General features: G+C 71.5%; 17 protein-coding genes and 1 tRNA gene. 7 read left to right on the top strand and 11 right to left on the bottom strand.

Annotated elements, in window-relative coordinates; translation table 11 throughout:
- Nucleotides 1-29: 29 nt before the first annotated feature.
- Both ABEG17_RS17410 and ABEG17_RS17405 read left to right on the top strand, forming a co-directional pair.
- Nucleotides 30-701 carry a TetR family transcriptional regulator gene (locus tag ABEG17_RS17410; protein WP_406830744.1) on the top strand — a complete coding sequence of 224 codons (672 nt, stop codon included), beginning with the start codon at nucleotides 30-32 and terminating at the stop codon, nucleotides 699-701.
- Between the two features lie 63 nt (nucleotides 702-764).
- Nucleotides 765-2,681, top strand: a complete 1,917-nt coding sequence (locus ABEG17_RS17405) for an acyl-CoA dehydrogenase (protein ID WP_406830743.1) — start codon at nucleotides 765-767, stop codon at nucleotides 2,679-2,681.
- Between the two features lie 9 nt (nucleotides 2,682-2,690).
- Here ABEG17_RS17405 and ABEG17_RS17400 read toward each other — a convergent pair whose 3' ends face one another.
- From ABEG17_RS17400 to ABEG17_RS17350, 11 genes are all read right to left on the bottom strand, one after another.
- Nucleotides 2,691-3,113 carry a VOC family protein gene (locus ABEG17_RS17400; protein ID WP_406830742.1) on the bottom strand — a complete coding sequence of 141 codons (423 nt, stop codon included), beginning with the start codon at nucleotides 3,111-3,113 and terminating at the stop codon, nucleotides 2,691-2,693.
- Nucleotides 3,113-4,426 (bottom strand): class I SAM-dependent methyltransferase, encoded by a 1,314-nt coding sequence (locus ABEG17_RS17395; protein WP_406830741.1) that lies wholly within the window; start codon nucleotides 4,424-4,426, stop codon nucleotides 3,113-3,115. Before ABEG17_RS17395 ends, ABEG17_RS17400 begins: the two co-directional genes overlap by 1 nt.
- Entirely contained in the window at nucleotides 4,423-5,889 is a 1,467-nt protein-coding gene (locus ABEG17_RS17390) for an FAD-binding oxidoreductase (protein WP_406830740.1), read from the bottom strand. The genes ABEG17_RS17395 and ABEG17_RS17390 overlap by 4 nt, the downstream gene beginning before the upstream one ends.
- Before the next feature lie 32 nt (nucleotides 5,890-5,921).
- Complete coding sequence (locus ABEG17_RS17385; RefSeq protein ID WP_406830739.1) at nucleotides 5,922-6,287, bottom strand: hypothetical protein; 366 nt, start codon at nucleotides 6,285-6,287, stop codon at nucleotides 5,922-5,924.
- Nucleotides 6,287-6,547, bottom strand: coding sequence for a DUF6295 family protein (locus tag ABEG17_RS17380; protein WP_406830738.1), 261 nt, complete (start codon nucleotides 6,545-6,547; stop codon nucleotides 6,287-6,289). The genes ABEG17_RS17385 and ABEG17_RS17380 overlap by 1 nt, the downstream gene beginning before the upstream one ends.
- A 1-nt stretch (nucleotide 6,548) precedes the next feature.
- On the bottom strand, nucleotides 6,549-7,289 hold the full coding sequence (locus ABEG17_RS17375; RefSeq protein WP_406830737.1) for a dienelactone hydrolase family protein: 741 nt from the start codon (nucleotides 7,287-7,289) through the stop codon (nucleotides 6,549-6,551).
- 75 nt (nucleotides 7,290-7,364) lie between these two features.
- A complete protein-coding gene (locus tag ABEG17_RS17370) occupies nucleotides 7,365-7,595 on the bottom strand; it encodes a hypothetical protein (RefSeq protein WP_406830736.1) in 231 nt (76 codons plus the stop codon).
- 179 nt (nucleotides 7,596-7,774) lie between these two features.
- Nucleotides 7,775-7,848, bottom strand: a tRNA-Val gene (locus tag ABEG17_RS17365).
- A gap of 99 nt (nucleotides 7,849-7,947) precedes the next feature.
- Complete coding sequence (locus ABEG17_RS17360; protein WP_406830735.1) at nucleotides 7,948-8,397, bottom strand: TIGR02611 family protein; 450 nt, start codon at nucleotides 8,395-8,397, stop codon at nucleotides 7,948-7,950.
- Nucleotides 8,394-9,236 carry an aminotransferase class IV gene (locus ABEG17_RS17355; protein WP_406830734.1) on the bottom strand — a complete coding sequence of 281 codons (843 nt, stop codon included), beginning with the start codon at nucleotides 9,234-9,236 and terminating at the stop codon, nucleotides 8,394-8,396. Before ABEG17_RS17355 ends, ABEG17_RS17360 begins: the two co-directional genes overlap by 4 nt.
- Entirely contained in the window at nucleotides 9,233-10,270 is a 1,038-nt protein-coding gene (locus tag ABEG17_RS17350; RefSeq protein WP_406830733.1) for a chorismate-binding protein, read from the bottom strand. The genes ABEG17_RS17355 and ABEG17_RS17350 overlap by 4 nt, the downstream gene beginning before the upstream one ends.
- Nucleotides 10,271-10,305: 35 nt before the next feature.
- Between ABEG17_RS17350 and ABEG17_RS17345 the strand changes: the two genes are divergently transcribed.
- The 5 genes from ABEG17_RS17345 to ABEG17_RS17325 all read left to right on the top strand — a co-directional run bounded on the left by ABEG17_RS17345 (nucleotide 10,306) and on the right by ABEG17_RS17325 (nucleotide 15,328).
- A complete protein-coding gene (locus tag ABEG17_RS17345; RefSeq protein ID WP_406830732.1) occupies nucleotides 10,306-11,514 on the top strand; it encodes a CapA family protein in 1,209 nt (402 codons plus the stop codon).
- Between the two features lie 139 nt (nucleotides 11,515-11,653).
- Nucleotides 11,654-12,745 carry an LLM class flavin-dependent oxidoreductase gene (locus ABEG17_RS17340; RefSeq protein WP_406830731.1) on the top strand — a complete coding sequence of 364 codons (1,092 nt, stop codon included), beginning with the start codon at nucleotides 11,654-11,656 and terminating at the stop codon, nucleotides 12,743-12,745.
- On the top strand, nucleotides 12,742-13,389 hold the full coding sequence (locus ABEG17_RS17335; RefSeq protein ID WP_406830730.1) for an FMN reductase: 648 nt from the start codon (nucleotides 12,742-12,744) through the stop codon (nucleotides 13,387-13,389). The genes ABEG17_RS17340 and ABEG17_RS17335 overlap by 4 nt, the downstream gene beginning before the upstream one ends.
- 230 nt (nucleotides 13,390-13,619) lie before the next feature.
- Nucleotides 13,620-14,489, top strand: coding sequence for a hypothetical protein (locus ABEG17_RS17330; RefSeq protein ID WP_406830729.1), 870 nt, complete (start codon nucleotides 13,620-13,622; stop codon nucleotides 14,487-14,489).
- Nucleotides 14,489-15,328, top strand: a complete 840-nt coding sequence (locus ABEG17_RS17325; RefSeq protein WP_406830728.1) for a hypothetical protein — start codon at nucleotides 14,489-14,491, stop codon at nucleotides 15,326-15,328. The genes ABEG17_RS17330 and ABEG17_RS17325 overlap by 1 nt, the downstream gene beginning before the upstream one ends.
- Nucleotides 15,329-15,348 lie beyond the last annotated feature (20 nt).

The raw sequence follows: 15,348 nt of genomic DNA, 5'->3' as shown, positions 1-15,348 counted from the left end.
TACGGTTGGTACCTGCTACCGTCGACGACGTGAGCACCACCACCGACGGCCGCAGCACCCGCTGGGACGAGCACCGCGCCACCCGGCGACGCGAGCTCGTCGAGGCCACGCTGCGCGCCATCCGTGAGCACGGGGCCGGGGTCGGCATGGACGACATCGCTGCCGCCGCCGGCACCTCGAAGACGGTGTTCTACCGCCACTTCACCGACCGCGCCGGCCTGTATGCCGCGGTGTCGGAGAGCGTCGACGCGCGCATCCTGCGTGACCTGGGCGCGGCGATGGGCGAAGGCGGCGTCGACGGCAGCCCGGACCTCGCCAGCGCCGGCGCAGCTCCCCGTGCGGTGATCGCCGCGGCGATCGACTCCTACCTCGCCCTCGTCGAGCGCGACCCCGAGGTCTACCGGTTCGTCGTCAACGCACCGCTGCTCGACACGCACTCCGGGGGCGACCCGGCGCTGGCCGTCACGAGCCACATCGCCGACCAGATGTCCGCCCTGCTCCGGGCCGCGCTCGCGTCGGCCGGACGCGACCCGTCGGCCGCGACGGTCTGGGGAGCCGGGGTGGTGGGCATGGTGCGAGCGGCCGCCGACCACTGGCTCGCCGACCCGGGCCTGAGCCGATCCGAGCTCACGACGCACCTCACCGACCTGGCCTGGGGCGGCCTGTCCGCCGCCTGGCCCGACCCGTCCCCATCCGCCTGACCGGACTCGTACCCATCCGCCTGACCCGAGCCTGACCCGAGCTGCCTGACCAGAGGAGCCACCATGTCCGACCTTGCCACCGAACTGCGCCGCACCCTGGACGGCCGCTGGGCCCACATCAAGGACGAGGCCCGCACCGACCTGTCCCCCAGCGACTTCGCGCCCCCCGAGGCCGAGCTGACGATGGAGGAGTATCGCGCCCGTGTCGCCGACCAGGTGCAGAAGATCGCTGCCACCGGCCACCCGGCGCGCGGCTTCCCCAAGGAGGCCGGCGGCAACGGCGACCTCGGTGGCTCGGTCACGGCGTTCGAGATGCTCGGCCACGCCGACCTCTCCGTCATGGTCAAGGCCGGGGTGCACTGGGGGTTGTTCGGTGGCGCGGTGGCGAACCTCGGCACCTCGGCCCACCACGCCGAGTACCTGCCGCGCATCATCGATGCGACACTTCCGGGCTGCTTCGCGATGACCGAGACCGGGCACGGCTCCGACGTCCAGTCGCTCGGGACGACGGCGACCTACGACGCCGAGACCGACGAGCTCGTCGTCCACACCCCGGACCTGCGGGCCCGCAAGGACTACATCGGGGGCGCCGCGCGCGACGGCCGCCTCGCCGCGGTGTTCGCCCAGCTCGTCACGGACGGGGAGAGCCACGGAGTGCACTGCGTCCTCGTGCCCATCCGGGACGAGCACGGACAGGCCTCACCCGGTGTCACGATCGGCGACTGCGGCGCCAAGGCCGGCCTGGCCGGTGTCGACAACGGGCGGCTGTCCTTCGACCACGTGCGGGTGCCGCGCACCAACCTGCTCAACCGGTACGGCGACATCGACGAGAAGGGTCGCTACACGTCCCCCATCGAGAACTCCACGCGTCGGTTCTTCACGATGCTGGGCACCCTGGTCCGAGGTCGCGTCAGCGTGGCCGGGGCCGCGGGTGCGGCCACCCGGACGGCACTCACCCTGGCCGTGACGTATGCGGGGCACCGCCGCCAGTTCACCCCGCCCGGCGCACCGGACGAGGTCGTGCTGCTCGACTACCGCACGCACCAGCGCAAGCTGCTCCCGGCCCTGGCGAAGTCCTACGCCCTCCAGCTCGCCCAGAACGAGCTCGTCTCCCTGATGCACGACGTCCAGAGCGCCGGCGACGAGGTGGACGAGCACCGCCAGCGTGAGCTCGAGGCCCGCGCGGCCGGGATCAAGGCCGTGTCGACGGCCCACGCCACGGCCACCATCCAGATGTGCCGGGAGGCGTGCGGTGGCGCCGGCTACCTGTCGGTCAACCGGCTGCCGTCGCTCAAGGCCGACACCGACGTCTTCACGACGTTCGAGGGCGACAACACGGTGCTCCTGCAGCTCGTGGCCAAGGGGCTGCTCACCGACTACCGCGACAGCTTCGGCAACCTCGACACCCTGGGCATGGTGCGTTTCGGCGCGCGCCAGTTCGCCGGCGCGGTCATCGAACGCACCGCGGCACGCAGCCTCGTCGATCGCCTCGTGGCCGCAGCCCCGGGGCGCGACAGCGAGAAGGGACCGACCGACCGCGGTTGGCAGCTCGCGCTCTTCGAGGACCGCGAGCGGCACCTCCTGGAGACCGTTGCCCTGCGGATGCGCAAGGCGGGCAAGCCCGGGGCAGACCTGTTCGAGGTCTTCAACGTCGCCCAGGACCACGTCGTCGAGGCCGCCCGCGCCCACGTCGACCGGACCATCCTCGAGGCGTTCGTCGCCGCCATCGACGGGTGCGAGGACCGCGCCGCCGCGGCGATGCTGTCCACGGTCTGCGACCTCTACGCCCTGAGCTCGATCGAGTCCGACAAGGGCTGGTACCTCGAGCACGGCCGGATCACGCCGGCGCGCAGCAAGCAGGTGACCGCCGCGGTCAACGACCTCTGCGCGACGCTGCGCCCGCACGCCCAGGACCTCGTCGGCGCCTTCGGCATCCCCAAGGAGTGGCTGGGCACCGAGCTGCTGGCGCCGCTCCTCTGACCCCGAGGGTCAGGGCTGGCGCAGGAGGGTGCGGCCGTCGTCGGTGACCGTCCAGAACGGGTTGTGGGCGACCTCCCAGGGGTGGCCGTCGGGATCGAGGAAGACCCCCGAGTACCCGCCCCACTCGGTCCTGGCGCCGGTGCGCCCGATCCTCGCCCCGGCTGCCCGCGCCTCGTCGAGGACGGCATCGACCTCGGCAGGGCTGCCGACGTTGAGCGCCAGCGTGACACCACCCCACCCGCCACCGTCGGTGACCACGGAGTCCTCGGCCAGCGAACCTCGGTCCCAGAGGGCAACGACCATGCCGCCGCACTGGAAGAAGACGACGTCCTGCTCGTCGTTGCCCCGCTGCCAGCCCAGCGCCGTGTAGAACGCCTCGGCGCGGGCGAGGTCGCCCACGCCGAGGGTGACCAGCGAGACGCGCTGGTCCATCAGCCTTCCCACCAGGGACGCAGGGGCAGCCCCGCCTCCCCCTTGTCGCCGAGCTTCACGGCCAGCACCTGGTGGAGCTGGACGACGTTGCGCTCGAACCCGAGTCGCGAACCCGCCATGTAGAGCCCCCAGACGCGAGCAGTCGCCTCGCCCACCTCGGCCACGCAGGCGTCCCAGTTCTCGCGCAGGTTGTCGCACCACCCGGCGAGGGTGCGCGCGTAGTGCTCGCGCAGGTTCTCCTCGTGACGCACCTCCAGGCCGCCGACGTCCTGGATCGTGCTGATGATGGTGCCCGACCCGGTGAGCTCACCGTCCGGGAAGACGTAGCGGTCGATGAACGCCCCGGTCGAGGTCCGCCTGTTGTCCGGACGGGTGATGCAGTGGTTGAGCAGCAGACCGCCTGGGCGCAGGCGGTCCTCCATGAACCGGAAGTACGACGGGTAGTTGCGGATGCCGATGTGCTCGGTCAGCCCGATCGAGGAGATCGCGTCGAAGCCGGTCTCGGTGACGTCGCGGTAGTCGGTGTGCCGCACCTCCGCCAGGTGACCCAGCCCCTCGCGCTCGATCGCGGCCTGGGCCCACGCGGCCTGCTCGGCCGACAGGGTGGCGCCGATGACGCGCACGCCGCGCCGCGCGGCATACCGGACCATGCCACCCCAGCCACAACCGATGTCGAGCAGTCGGTCGCCCTGCTTGAGGCGGAGCTTGTCGAAGACCAGGCGGTACTTGTTCTCCTGGGCTTCTTCGAGGGTGGAGGAGTCCTGCGGGTATGCGGCGCAGGTGTAGGTCATCGACGGTCCGAGCACCCGCTCGTAGAACGCGTTGGAGACGTCGTAGTGGTGGTGGATCGCCTCCGCGTCACGGGTGCGGGTGTGCCGCAGGCCCTCGGCCACCCGGCGCCACCGCGGCAGCGTCTCCTGGGGCGGCGGCGGCGGGGGCTTGAGCAGCTCCACGCCCAGCGAGCGGGCGATGGCGGCCGCGGTCCTGGCCGTCGGCATCTGGAAGTGCACCTCGCCCATCGCGGCGAGCAGCGGGTAGGGGTCGGCGGGATGCACCCCGAGCAGGCCGATGTCGCCGGCGACGTAGGCGCGCGCCATGCCGAGGTCGCCGGGAGCGGTCGCCAGGTAGCTCGCACCGCGCGGCGTCCGCAGGTCGAGCCCGAACTCGGCGTCGTCGGGACCGGTCCGGGACCCGTCGTAGGCCGTGAAGCGCAACGGCACCTCCCCCGCGGTGACGGCGTCCAGGATCTGCGCCATCGACAGCTTCGCAGGATGGGAGTCGGAGTCGAGTCGGTTGCTCTTGAGGATCGTCATGTGCGTCGCACCGCCTTGGAGTAGAGGTCGAGAAGTCGGGAACGCGGGTCGTACCGGGCCTTGAGCGCGGCGTAGGTGTCGCCGCCGTAGAGGCTCCAGAACTCACCCTCGTCATAGAAGGAGTCGGAGTACAGGGACTTGTGGCCTTGGAGGTCAGTGACCTTGGCCTCGATGAGGCGGTTGGTCGCACCGGGGTCGTCGGGGGCACGGGGCACGCTGGACCAGAAGCCCACGTTGACGTAGGTCTCCCCCGGGCGCAGCGGGTAGAGCGGCCAGCGGCCGGTGCTGCGGACCGGGCAGAGCCAGATCGGCTCGATCGGCACCTCGCGCAGGAACCACTCGACGAACTCGGTCGTGCGCGTGATCGGCACCTCGATGTCCTGCACCACACGCTCCCGCGGCGGCCGGCCGTGGCGGGCCTCGAGCCGGTCGGCCACGTCGAACCGGTGGTCGAGGGCGATGAGCTTCCAGTACGAGGCGCTGTTGCGAAATCGCTTGGGCCACAAGCGGCGCACCATCGGCCGCTGCACGCCGAACGCCCGACTGCACCAGAACCAGTCGGTGTCCCAGCGCCAGAGGTAGTCGTGCGTGGTGAGCAGGTCGGTGCGCGGCCGGGCGCCGTCGTGCTGGATCGAGCGGTAGTAGATGTCCTGGCCGGTGTAGTCGCTGGTCGGCCCGGTCAGCGGCGAGCGACGACCCAGCGTGAGGTAGGACTCGGTGGCCGAGAACACGACGCCGTCGAGGTAGTCGACTGCCTCGCCGTCGTGCTCGCCGGTCTCGACGACCAGTCCCATCGTGGTGACGAGCGTCTCGATGTCGTGGAATCGCAGGTGCCGCAGGGCAATTGCTGCATCCACCTCCTCGAGAGCGATGCGCAGGCGGGTCGCGTAGCCGAGCGTGCCGTAGGAGTTGGGGAACCCGTGGAACAGGTCGGCGTGCTCACCTTCTGGCCGAGCGGTGACGATCTCACCGCTGCCGGTGAGGATGTCCATCTCAAGGACCGACTCGTGGGGAAGGCCGCTGCGGAACGACGTCGACTCGATGCCGAGCCCGGTCACCGCGCCACCCAGGGTGATCGTCTTCAGCTGGGGGACGACGAGCGGCGCCAGGCCGTGCGCGAGGGTGGCGTCCACGAGGTCGGCGTAGGTGCACATGCCCTGGACGTCCGCGGTGCGCGTCACGGGGTCCACCGACAGCACGCCGGCCAGTCCGGAGACGTCGAGGCCGGGGACGTCAGTCCTCGCCCTGGCGCGGAAGAGGTTGGAGGTCTTCTTCGCGAGGCGCACCGTGGCGTGGGCAGGTATGGCGCGGTAGCTCGCTGACAGCCGCTCGACCGCTGCGTGGTGATCTGCCGCACCGACCATCGGCCGAGGGGCGGTCCGCGCCGTGAACCGAGCCAGGAGGCCCTCTGCGGCCTTCGAGGTCGCGCGCACCCCACGCCTCCCGGAGAAGTTCTTGAGCACCGCACGACCATATGCCGCAGGCCGGACAGCCGTCACGCGGGTTCCCCCACGACGGACACGGCGTCGCCCAGGTGCAGCGTGCCGCCCCGCCGCACGCCGGCATACACCCCCGGGCAGCTGCCGGCGGGGCCGGTGACGGCGAGCTCGACCTCGCCGAGGCGCAGGACCGCACCGACGGTCGCCGCGAGGTCCTGGGAGGTGAGGGTCACCACGACGTTGGCCCGGGTGTCGTCCGCGACGTCCTCGGCGGCGATGACCTGCACGGGGGCCTTCTTGCGGCGGTCGCCCCGGAGCCCTTCCTCGTCGACGAGGGCGTCCTGGAGGTCACGTCCGGGCGCACCCTTGACGGGGTGGATGTGCAGTCCCAGCACGGTCGCCGATGTCTCGCCGTCGGTCATCAGACTCCCTCGGGGGCGGACGCCAGGGCCGCGTCGATGGCGTCGCGCAGACGGGTCGCCGACTCGCGGGTCAGCTCGACCGCCACCCGTTGGCCGGGTCCTCTCGAGGGGTCGGCCAGGTCGATGTTGAGGGTGTGTTCTGCCATCGCGTGGACGGGGTGGTCGTAGTAGACCGTCGCGTCGCTCACGTGGAACCACTGGCCTCCGGGGCCCTTGGCGCTGCCGTCGACCGACTCGGTCACGGTCGCGTAGGTGCACACGTCAGGCTCCCGTCGTCGCGAGGTGGGTGTCGAAGAAGGTGGCGATGCGCTCCCAGCCGTCGTTGGCCGCCTCCGGCCGGTAGGACGGTCGGTCCACCGCGAAGAACGCGTGCGGTGCCCCGTCGTAGGAGTGGAACTCGTGCGGCTTGCCGAGCTGGGTCAGCCGCTGGTCGAGCTCGGCGACGTGCTCCGGGCTCGGCGTCCTGTCGTCGGCGCCGAACAGCCCGAGCAGCGGCGCACGCAGCTCCGGGAGCTGCTCGACGAGGTTCGTCACCTTGAGCGGGAAACCCTCCGGTGGCGTTCCGGTCACGAACGCGCCGTAGCAGTCCACCGCGGCGTCGAGGTCGACGTGACAGGCGGCCAGGACGCTCTGGCGGCCGCCCGAGCAGTACCCCATGACACCCACCTTGCCGTTGCTGGTCGGCAGTGATCGCAGGTGCGCAGCCGCACCGGCCACGTCGCCGACGAGCCGCTCGTCCGGCACTCCCCCGTTGGCCCGCGCAGTCGCTGCGGCGTCCGAGGGGTCGGCACCGGGAGCCTCGCGCCAGTAGAGGTTCGGGCAGATCGCGTCATACCCGAGCTCGGCGAACCGGCGCACGATCTCCTTGGTGGCGCGGTCGTAGCCGGGCATGTGGTGGATGACGACGACACCACCGCGGGGGCCGTCACCGTCCGGCCTGGCGAGGTAGGCCTCGACCTCGTCACCGTCGTAGCCGATGATCCGGATGGTTGTGGTCTGCATCGAATCGCTCACCCTCCGGATGTTATGCCGCAGTCGCCGGCGTGGCCCCCCGGGGTCCACCGTCAGTATCCACCGTCAGGGATTGGCGGCCTGCCGCGCGGCATCCTGGCAGTCGGTCGTGGCAGGCGCGCCCTCGAACACCTTGTCCAGGTCCAGGCCCTGCTTCACGGCCACCGCGCCGAGGAGCTGGCACATCGCCTGCACCTCGTCCTGGGTGGGCCCGCCCATGCTCTGCTGGCCACTGCTGTTCGCGTTCGCTGCCTCCCGGTCGCCGGCCTCTGCGGCGACGACCGAGTATGACGCCACCGGCCTGCTCCCCGCCGCAGATCGGTGGCGGGGCCCTCAGGCTGCCGTCGCGCCGCCGCCGTCGGGCGGCGAAGCACCACGCGCACGACACGAAGCCGGGGCGAGCAGCCCGGCGACTGGCGGGGACGACGAAGGCCCCTGAACCGCATCGACGCAGTTCAGGGGCCATCTGTGCTCGGTGGACGTGAAGGGACTCGAACCCATGGCCTCTCGCGTGTGAAGCGAACGCTCTAACCAACTGAGCTACACGTCCAGGTGCCCTCGCGGACCTGCCGAAGAATAGCGGGACGTGGGGCGATGGGTGAAATCCGGGGTCCGTCGCCGTGTCCCCCGCTCGTCTGCGGCCCGGCCGTCAGAGCCCCGGGAGCCTGGTCAACCGGTGCTGGATGACGTCGGGGACGAAGCCCGGGATGCCGGAGATGAGGAACAGCCCGTAGAACACCAAGGCGACGAGGGCCAGGGTCATCAGGCCCACGAGACCCTTGAACCACCACGGCTTGGGCGCCAGCCAGTCGTTCCAGTCGGCGAGGCGCGCCTTGCCCCAGTCGAGGAGCCGCTGGGCCCACTCGAACTCCGAGGCGAGGATGCCGACACCGACGAACACGATCAGCCAGCCCGGTCCGGGGGCCGGGACGGCGATGAGGCCGACCACGGTGACGATGGTGCCGACGATCCCGACGACCCACTTGTAGATGCGGTGGCTGTGCGGGTTGGAGCGGATCTTGCGCCGCCACTCCCAGTCCTTGTCCTCGGGCTCGGCCTGCTCGGCATCGGGGGTGCGGCCCCGTGTCTGGTCGGTCACGGGTCCATTCTCTCCTGACACAGCCGGGCAAACACCTCCGCGGCGCGGCGGGTCACCGGACCGACCTTCAGAGTGCGGTCGTCGACGGCGTGGATCGGCAGGACGTCCTTGGTGCTGCTCGTGATGAAGACCTCGTCGGCGGACTGCAGGACCTCCAGGGGCAGCGCCTCCTCGACGACCTCCATGCCGTCCTCGCGGCACCACTCGATCGTCACCTCGCGAGTGATGCCGGCCAGGCAGCCCGAGTCCAGCGGCGGCGTCCGCAGCACCCCACCGGTGACGACGAAGATGTTGGAACCGGTGCACTCGCACAGCTCGCCCCTGGTGTTGGCGAAGACCGCCTCGATCGCCCCGCGTTCCTTGGCGTAGGCCAGGGCGACGACGTTCTCGGCATACGAGGTCGTCTTCAGGCCCGCCACGGCGGACCTCTCGTTGCGGGTCCACGGGGTGACGGCGAGCGTCGCGCTGGCCGGCGGACGCGGCTGGGCCCCGGCGGTGACGATGTAGGTGAGCGGGCTGTCGTCGCGGTCGGAGCCGAGCGGCCCCGCTCCCCCGGTGACCGAGTAGCGCAGGCGTCCGAACTCGATCGGGTCGCCGGCGGCGAGGACGGCCTTGACGCCCTCGGCGAGGTAGTCGTGGTCGGCGGCCGGCAGCCCGAGCCCGGCCATGGTGCGGTCGAGGCGCCGGGCGTGCCGCGACGCCGCGAAGACCTGCCCCCGGTCGACCTTGGCCGTCTCGAACGCCCCGTCCCCGACGGTCACCCCGTGGTCGAGTGCCGCGATGGACGGCTCGTCCACCCCCGTCAGCCGACCGTTGACCCAGACCCTCACGCTGCTCATGCGTCCACCCTCCCAGATGCGAGGCCGACCAGCCGTGCGGCCTTGACCCGTGTCTCCTCCCACTCACCAGCGGGGTCGGACCCCCAGGTGATGCCGGCGCCGGTGCCGAACCGCAGCAAGCGCCGTCCGTCGAGGTCCCGCTCTGCCCAGAACGTGCGGATGCCGACCGCGAGCTCCGCGGTCCCCGAGTCGACGTCGACCCACCCGACGGCACCGCAGTACGGACCTCGAGGCACTGGCTCGAGGTCGTTGATCGCCTGCAGCGCAGTGTGTTTGGGGGCACCGGACACCGAGCCCGGCGGGAACGTCGCCGCCATGACGTCGTCCCAGCCGGCCCCCGGACGCAGCTCGCCGGACACCGCCGAGACGAGGTGCACCAGACCGGGGTGCTCCTCGGGGGTGCAGAGGTGGTCCACCCGCACCGTCCCGGGGCGGCTGACGTGCGACAGGTCGTTGCGGACGAGGTCGACGATCATGACGTTCTCCGCGTAGTCCTTGGGCAGCATGGCCTCGAGGTGCGTCGCGGTCCCCTTGATGGGGCGCGACTCCAGCCGCGCACCGTCACGCACGAGGAACGCCTCGGGGCTGGCGCACACGACGTCCAGTCCCGCGCCGGGGACGTGGATCCGCGAGGCGTACGGCGCGGGGTTGCCCCGTGCGAGCAGCTGCGCCAACCCGTCGAGGTCAGCCTCCTCGGCGAGCTCGTGGGACATCACCCGGCAGAGGTTCACCTGGTAGACCGTGCCCGCGGCGATCCGCTCGCGGATCTCGCGCACACCGCAGAGGTATGCCGCCTCGTCCAGGCTCGTGGCCCACTCACCGGTCAGGGGCCTCCAGCCCACCGCGGGCGGTGGCGGGACATCCCGTTCGACCCGGGCGAACCGCACCGCGGTGACCGCACCCTCGAACTCGGCGACCACGGCCCAGAAGCCCGACCCCAGCTCGTCGAGCCCGCTGAGGTCGCGGCGCACCTCGACGGGCTCGGTCGCGACGAGCGAGCCGAACCGCCCGTGTCCCGATGCGGCCGCCTCCACGATGGCGATCCTAGGGCGACCTACACTCGGCGCCCATGCGCCCACTCGCAGCGGTCACCGCTGCCGCCCTCTCGGTCACCCTGACGGCCTCCTGCTCGAGCGGCTCTCCCGACGGGGAGACGGCCGCCCCCCGGGGCGCGACGGCCACAGCTGCCACGACCCCGGCGACCGGGGCCACGAACAGCAGCAGCGCACCGTCGCCGTCCACCGGGTCGACGGCGACGGCGACGGCAACGGCGACACCGACCACCCGAGCGACCAGCACCGCGTCGAAGCCGAGCGACCCGAGCACCCTCACGATGGCCTTCGCGGGCGACGTGCACTTCGAGGACTACCTGGCCCCCCTCGCATCGCGGCCCGACGGTCTGGCCGAGCTGCGCGACTCCCTCGGGGCTGCCGACCTGTCGATGGTGAACCTCGAGACGGCCATCACCACGCGAGGAACCAAGATCGGCAAGGAGTTCCACTTCCGGGCGCCGGCCTCCGCGCTGGCGACGGTGCAGGGCGCCGGGGTGGACGCGGTCAGCATGGCCAACAACCACGGCGTCGACTACGGACCGGTGGGCCTCCAGGACACCCTGGCGGCGAAGAAGGCCAGCCCCATCCCGATCGTCGGCATCGGCGCCGACGAGGACGAGGCCTACGCTCCCGCTGTCCTGTCCGCCAAGGGCCTGGAGGTCGCGGTCTTCGGCGCCTCCGAGGTCTTCGAGATGACGCTCGCGCGGTACTCCGCCGGCCCCGGCAAGGGCGGCATCGCCAGTGCGTCGCCGATCGTCCGGCTGCGCAAGGCCGTCTCGGCGGCGTCCCGGAAGTACGACCTCGTCGTGGTCTTCCTCCACTGGGGGCTGGACTACCAGAAGTGTCCCGACCCCCTCTCCGCCGACACCGCCCAGGCGCTCGAGGAGGCCGGCGCCGACATCATCGTCGGCGGTCACTCCCACCGGGTCAACGGCGCCGGCTGGCTGGGCAGGTCCTACGTCGCCTACGGGCTGGGCAACTTCGTCTGGTGGCGCAGCCGTGAGCCGGACTCCCGCTCGGGTGTCCTCACCCTCTCCGTGGACGTCAAGGCGGCCAAGGGCACCGGGTCATACGGCCACAGCGTGGTGCGCACCGCGAGCTGGACGCCCATGCTCATCGGCGCCGACGGCATACCGCGTCGTCCGGGGGCTGCGGACACCAAGCGCCTGCACGGGCTGTGGGAGCAGGCGAATGCCTGCACCGGCCTGGAGGCGAAGCCGAGCTGAGCAGCTCCCGCGGGTCCTGGAGGGCTCTCCCGACGACCTTCCAACGGGCGGTCCCGTCGCCGCACCTGCGGGAATGGATGTGACACACCCTCGGTTGATGTAGTTGAATTCGCAACTACCTACATGAGAGGCGAGACTGATGCAGTTCGGGATCTTCACCGTCGGCGACCTGACCACCGACCCCACCACGGGCACCACCGTCAGCGAGCACCAGCGCATCAAGGACACCGTCGAGCTCGCCAAGCACGTCGAGCAGGTCGGCCTCGACGTCTTCGCGACCGGCGAGCACCACAACCCGCCCTTCGTGCCCTCCTCCCCCACCACGACGCTGGGGTTCATCGCCGCTCAGACGTCACGGCTGCTGCTGTCGACGTCCACGACGCTCATCACGACGAACGACCCGGTGAAGATCGCCGAGGACTACGCCACCCTGCAGCACCTCTCCGACGGCCGCGTCGACCTGATGATGGGCCGCGGCAACACCGGGCCCGTCTACCCGTGGTTCGGCAAGGACATCCGCGACGGCATCCCGCTCGCCATCGAGAACTACGCGCTGCTCCGGCGCCTGTGGACCGAGGACGTCGTCACCTGGGAGGGCAAGTACCGCACGCCGCTCCAGTCGTTCACCGCCACCCCGCGCCCGCTCGACGGCATCGCGCCGTTCGTCTGGCACGGCTCGATCCGCAGCCCCGAGATCGCCGAGCAGGCCGCGTACTACGGCGACGGCTTCTTCCACAACAACATCTTCTGGCCGATGAGCCACACCCGTCAGATGGTGGCGCTCTACCGGCGCCGCTTCGAGCACTACGGTCACGGCAGTGCCGACCAGGCCATCGTCGGCCTCGGCGGACAGGTGTTCATGCGGGCCAACAGCCAGGACGCGGTGCGCGAGTTCCGCCCCTACTTCGACAACGCCCCCGTCTACGGCCACGGCCCGTCGCTGGAGGACTTCAGCCGGGAGACCCCCCTCACCGTGGGTTCGCCCGAGCAGGTCATCGAGCGGTATGCCGCGATGGCCGACTCCGTCGGCGACTACCAGCGCCAGCTCTTCCTCATCGACCACGCAGGGCTCCCCCACCAGACGGTGATGGAGCAGGTCGAGATCCTCGGGACCCAGGTCGTGCCAGAGCTCCGCAAGATCGCAGCAGCGCGCAAGCCGGCCCACGTGCCGGATGCCCCGACCCACGCCAGCCGCCTCGCAGCGGCCCGCACCCTGGAGGTGACCCGGTGACCAACACCGTTTCGCAGCAACAGGCCCCGCGGCGGGTTGTCGTCGTGCAGGCAGGCCTCGGCCAGCCGTCCTCGACGCGCCTGCTCGCCGACCGGCTCTCAGCCGCCACCCGCGACGCCCTGCTGGAACGCGGGCAGGAGACGGCCGTCGAGGTCGTCGACCTGCGCGAGCACGCCCACGACCTGGCCAACGCGCTGCTCACCGGCTTCCCCACCGGTGGGCTGCGCGAGGCGGTCGACGCCGTCGCCGCAGCCGATGCCGTGATCGCCGTGACACCGGTGTTCCAGGCGTCATACAGCGGACTGTTCAAGACGTTCTTCGACGTCCTCGACGAAGGTGCCCTGCGCGGCACCCCGCTGCTGATGGGTGCGACCGCCGGCACCGCCCGGCACTCACTCGTCCTCGAGCACGCGATGCGCCCGATGTTCGCCTACCTCAAGGCGATCACGGTGCCAACCGGTGTCTTCGCGGCCTCTGAGGACTGGGGTGGCGGCGACCTTGCCCACGGTCTGTCGACGCGGATCGACGTCGCGGCTGCCGAGCTGGCCGACCTCGTCGCCGGCCGGGTCGCTGCCGCTCCGCCCGCCCGCGCCGTGGGTGAGCTGGCGGACCCCGTGCCCTTCGAGGAGCTGCTCGCTCGCTGACCGGCAGTCCACCCTCCCGGCCCGGGTCGCCCACGGCGGCCCGGGCCGGCCCATCGCCCGCGACGGCGTCTTCGCCTGCCCGGTATGACCCGGTTGCACCACGCACACGCCGTTTCGCTACGTCAGATTGCCGATGCCACCACGCCGCTACCGGGCGCACCCTGAGTCATCCGCAGCGTTCTCCTCCTGATTCGTGCTGCGGACCGCACCACCGACGGAGGTGTGCACAGATGGCCGTCGTCAGTGCACTGCCGGAGCCGAACGACACCGACCCGCAGGGACCACGTGGCGCACCCGAGCCGCGGCCCGCGCCGGGGACGGTGACGGTGTCGCGCTGCATGGGTGCGCTCGTTGCCGTCCTCGTCCTCGCCTGTGCCGTCCTCACAGGATGCGCTTCGGGGAGCACGCCACCCGCTGGCGCCACGACGAGCGGCACCCAGGCGTCCCCCGGCGGTGGCGGGTCGTCGTCGGCCGGCGACACGGAGACGTTCGACTCCCCCGCCGTCGAACCCACCACGCCCGACACCTCCGACGGCTCAGGCAGCAACGGCAACCCGGGGATCTCGGTGGCCCGGCTGCCCATCGGTGGCGACTCGCAGGACGACGCGACCGACCCGCTGCTCCAGTGCGCCCACGTGTCCTGGATCGCGAGCCAGGACGGGCAGATTCCGCCAGGGACCGGGGTCGAGATCACCGGGGTGACGTTCGACCCCGCCGCGTTCGAGGCCGTCGGCTCCGGCTGCGGAGCCCAGCGACCCAGCTGCCTGCGCCACGTCTTCCGCACCTCAGCCCTACAGTGCGACCTCGCGGTCCGTGCCGTCGGCGACGTCCCCCCGGACGCCAGCCCCTCGCTCGGCCTCGGGGGGCTGGTCTTCTGTCCCGACGACGCGTCCCCGGTGTGCCGCCGGTTCGTGGCTGCCCTGGGCCAGGAGCAGCAGCTGTCCGTGTCGCTCAACGTCCCCCAGGTCCCCGCAGGGCCGACCGACACGACAGCCGACACGACGACGGACACGGCCACCGACAGCACGACCGGTCCCGGCAGCGACACCGCGACGACCGCCCCGACCGACAGCACCACCACCGCGTCCAGCGGCGGATGATGGCCGGCGAGGACGCGCGCCCCGGGGTGTCCTGGGACCGCGTCTACAGCGTGGCGGGCAACATCGTGGCGCCGGCGACCGCACTGAGCGCGCTGCTGTTCTACTTCGGCTACGTCTCCACCCGGGCGCAGTACCTCTACTTCGGTCTCGACGTGGACACCATCGGGCTGTCGACCCAGAGCTTCGTCATGCGCAGTCCCGGACCGCTGCTCGTCCCCCTGCTCGTCCTGGTCCTGCTCGTCGCGGCGGCGCTGGCCCTCAACCGCTGGCTGGCTCCTCGGCTGAGGCAGCGAGCCCCGGTCGCGCTCGGCTCCGGACTGGGCCTGCTGGGCGCCGGACTGGTGCTGCTGTTCGCCTACACGATCGTCGGCCGGTGGCCCTACTACCCCCTGGCCACGCCCGCGCTCATGGCCCTCGGTGGCACCGTCACGGCATACGTGCTCGGGCTGGGAGGGGGCTCGGTGCGGCTGCGCGTCGCGCTCTGGATCACCGTGGCCGCAGCCGTGTTCTGGGCGAACGCCACGCTCGCGCAGTGGTCGGGGACCGGGCTCGCGCAGGAGCAGGCCGGTCACCTCGAGGACCTGCCTCGCGTCGTCGTCGACACCCGCGAGCGGCTCTACCTGCGCAGCCCCGACATCACTGAGACCAGGCTGCCCTTCGAGGAGGGCCAGACCTTCCGCTACCGCTACCGGGGACTGCGGCTGCTCGTGCAGAACGGCGACCGGATGTTCCTCGTCCCCTGCAACGAGCAGGTCAGCCCGTGCCCGCACCGCCGCGGCAGTGCGACCCTGCTGGTGCGGTGGAACGACAGCACGCGTCTGCAGTTCCTGGCCCCCTGACCGGGTCCATCCCTCGCCCT

The organism is Pedococcus sp. KACC 23699 (assembly GCF_045348425.1).
In the GTDB taxonomy this organism is placed as follows: Bacteria; Actinomycetota; Actinomycetes; order Actinomycetales; family Dermatophilaceae; genus Pedococcus.
This window is presented reverse-complemented; position numbering and strand designations above follow the sequence as displayed.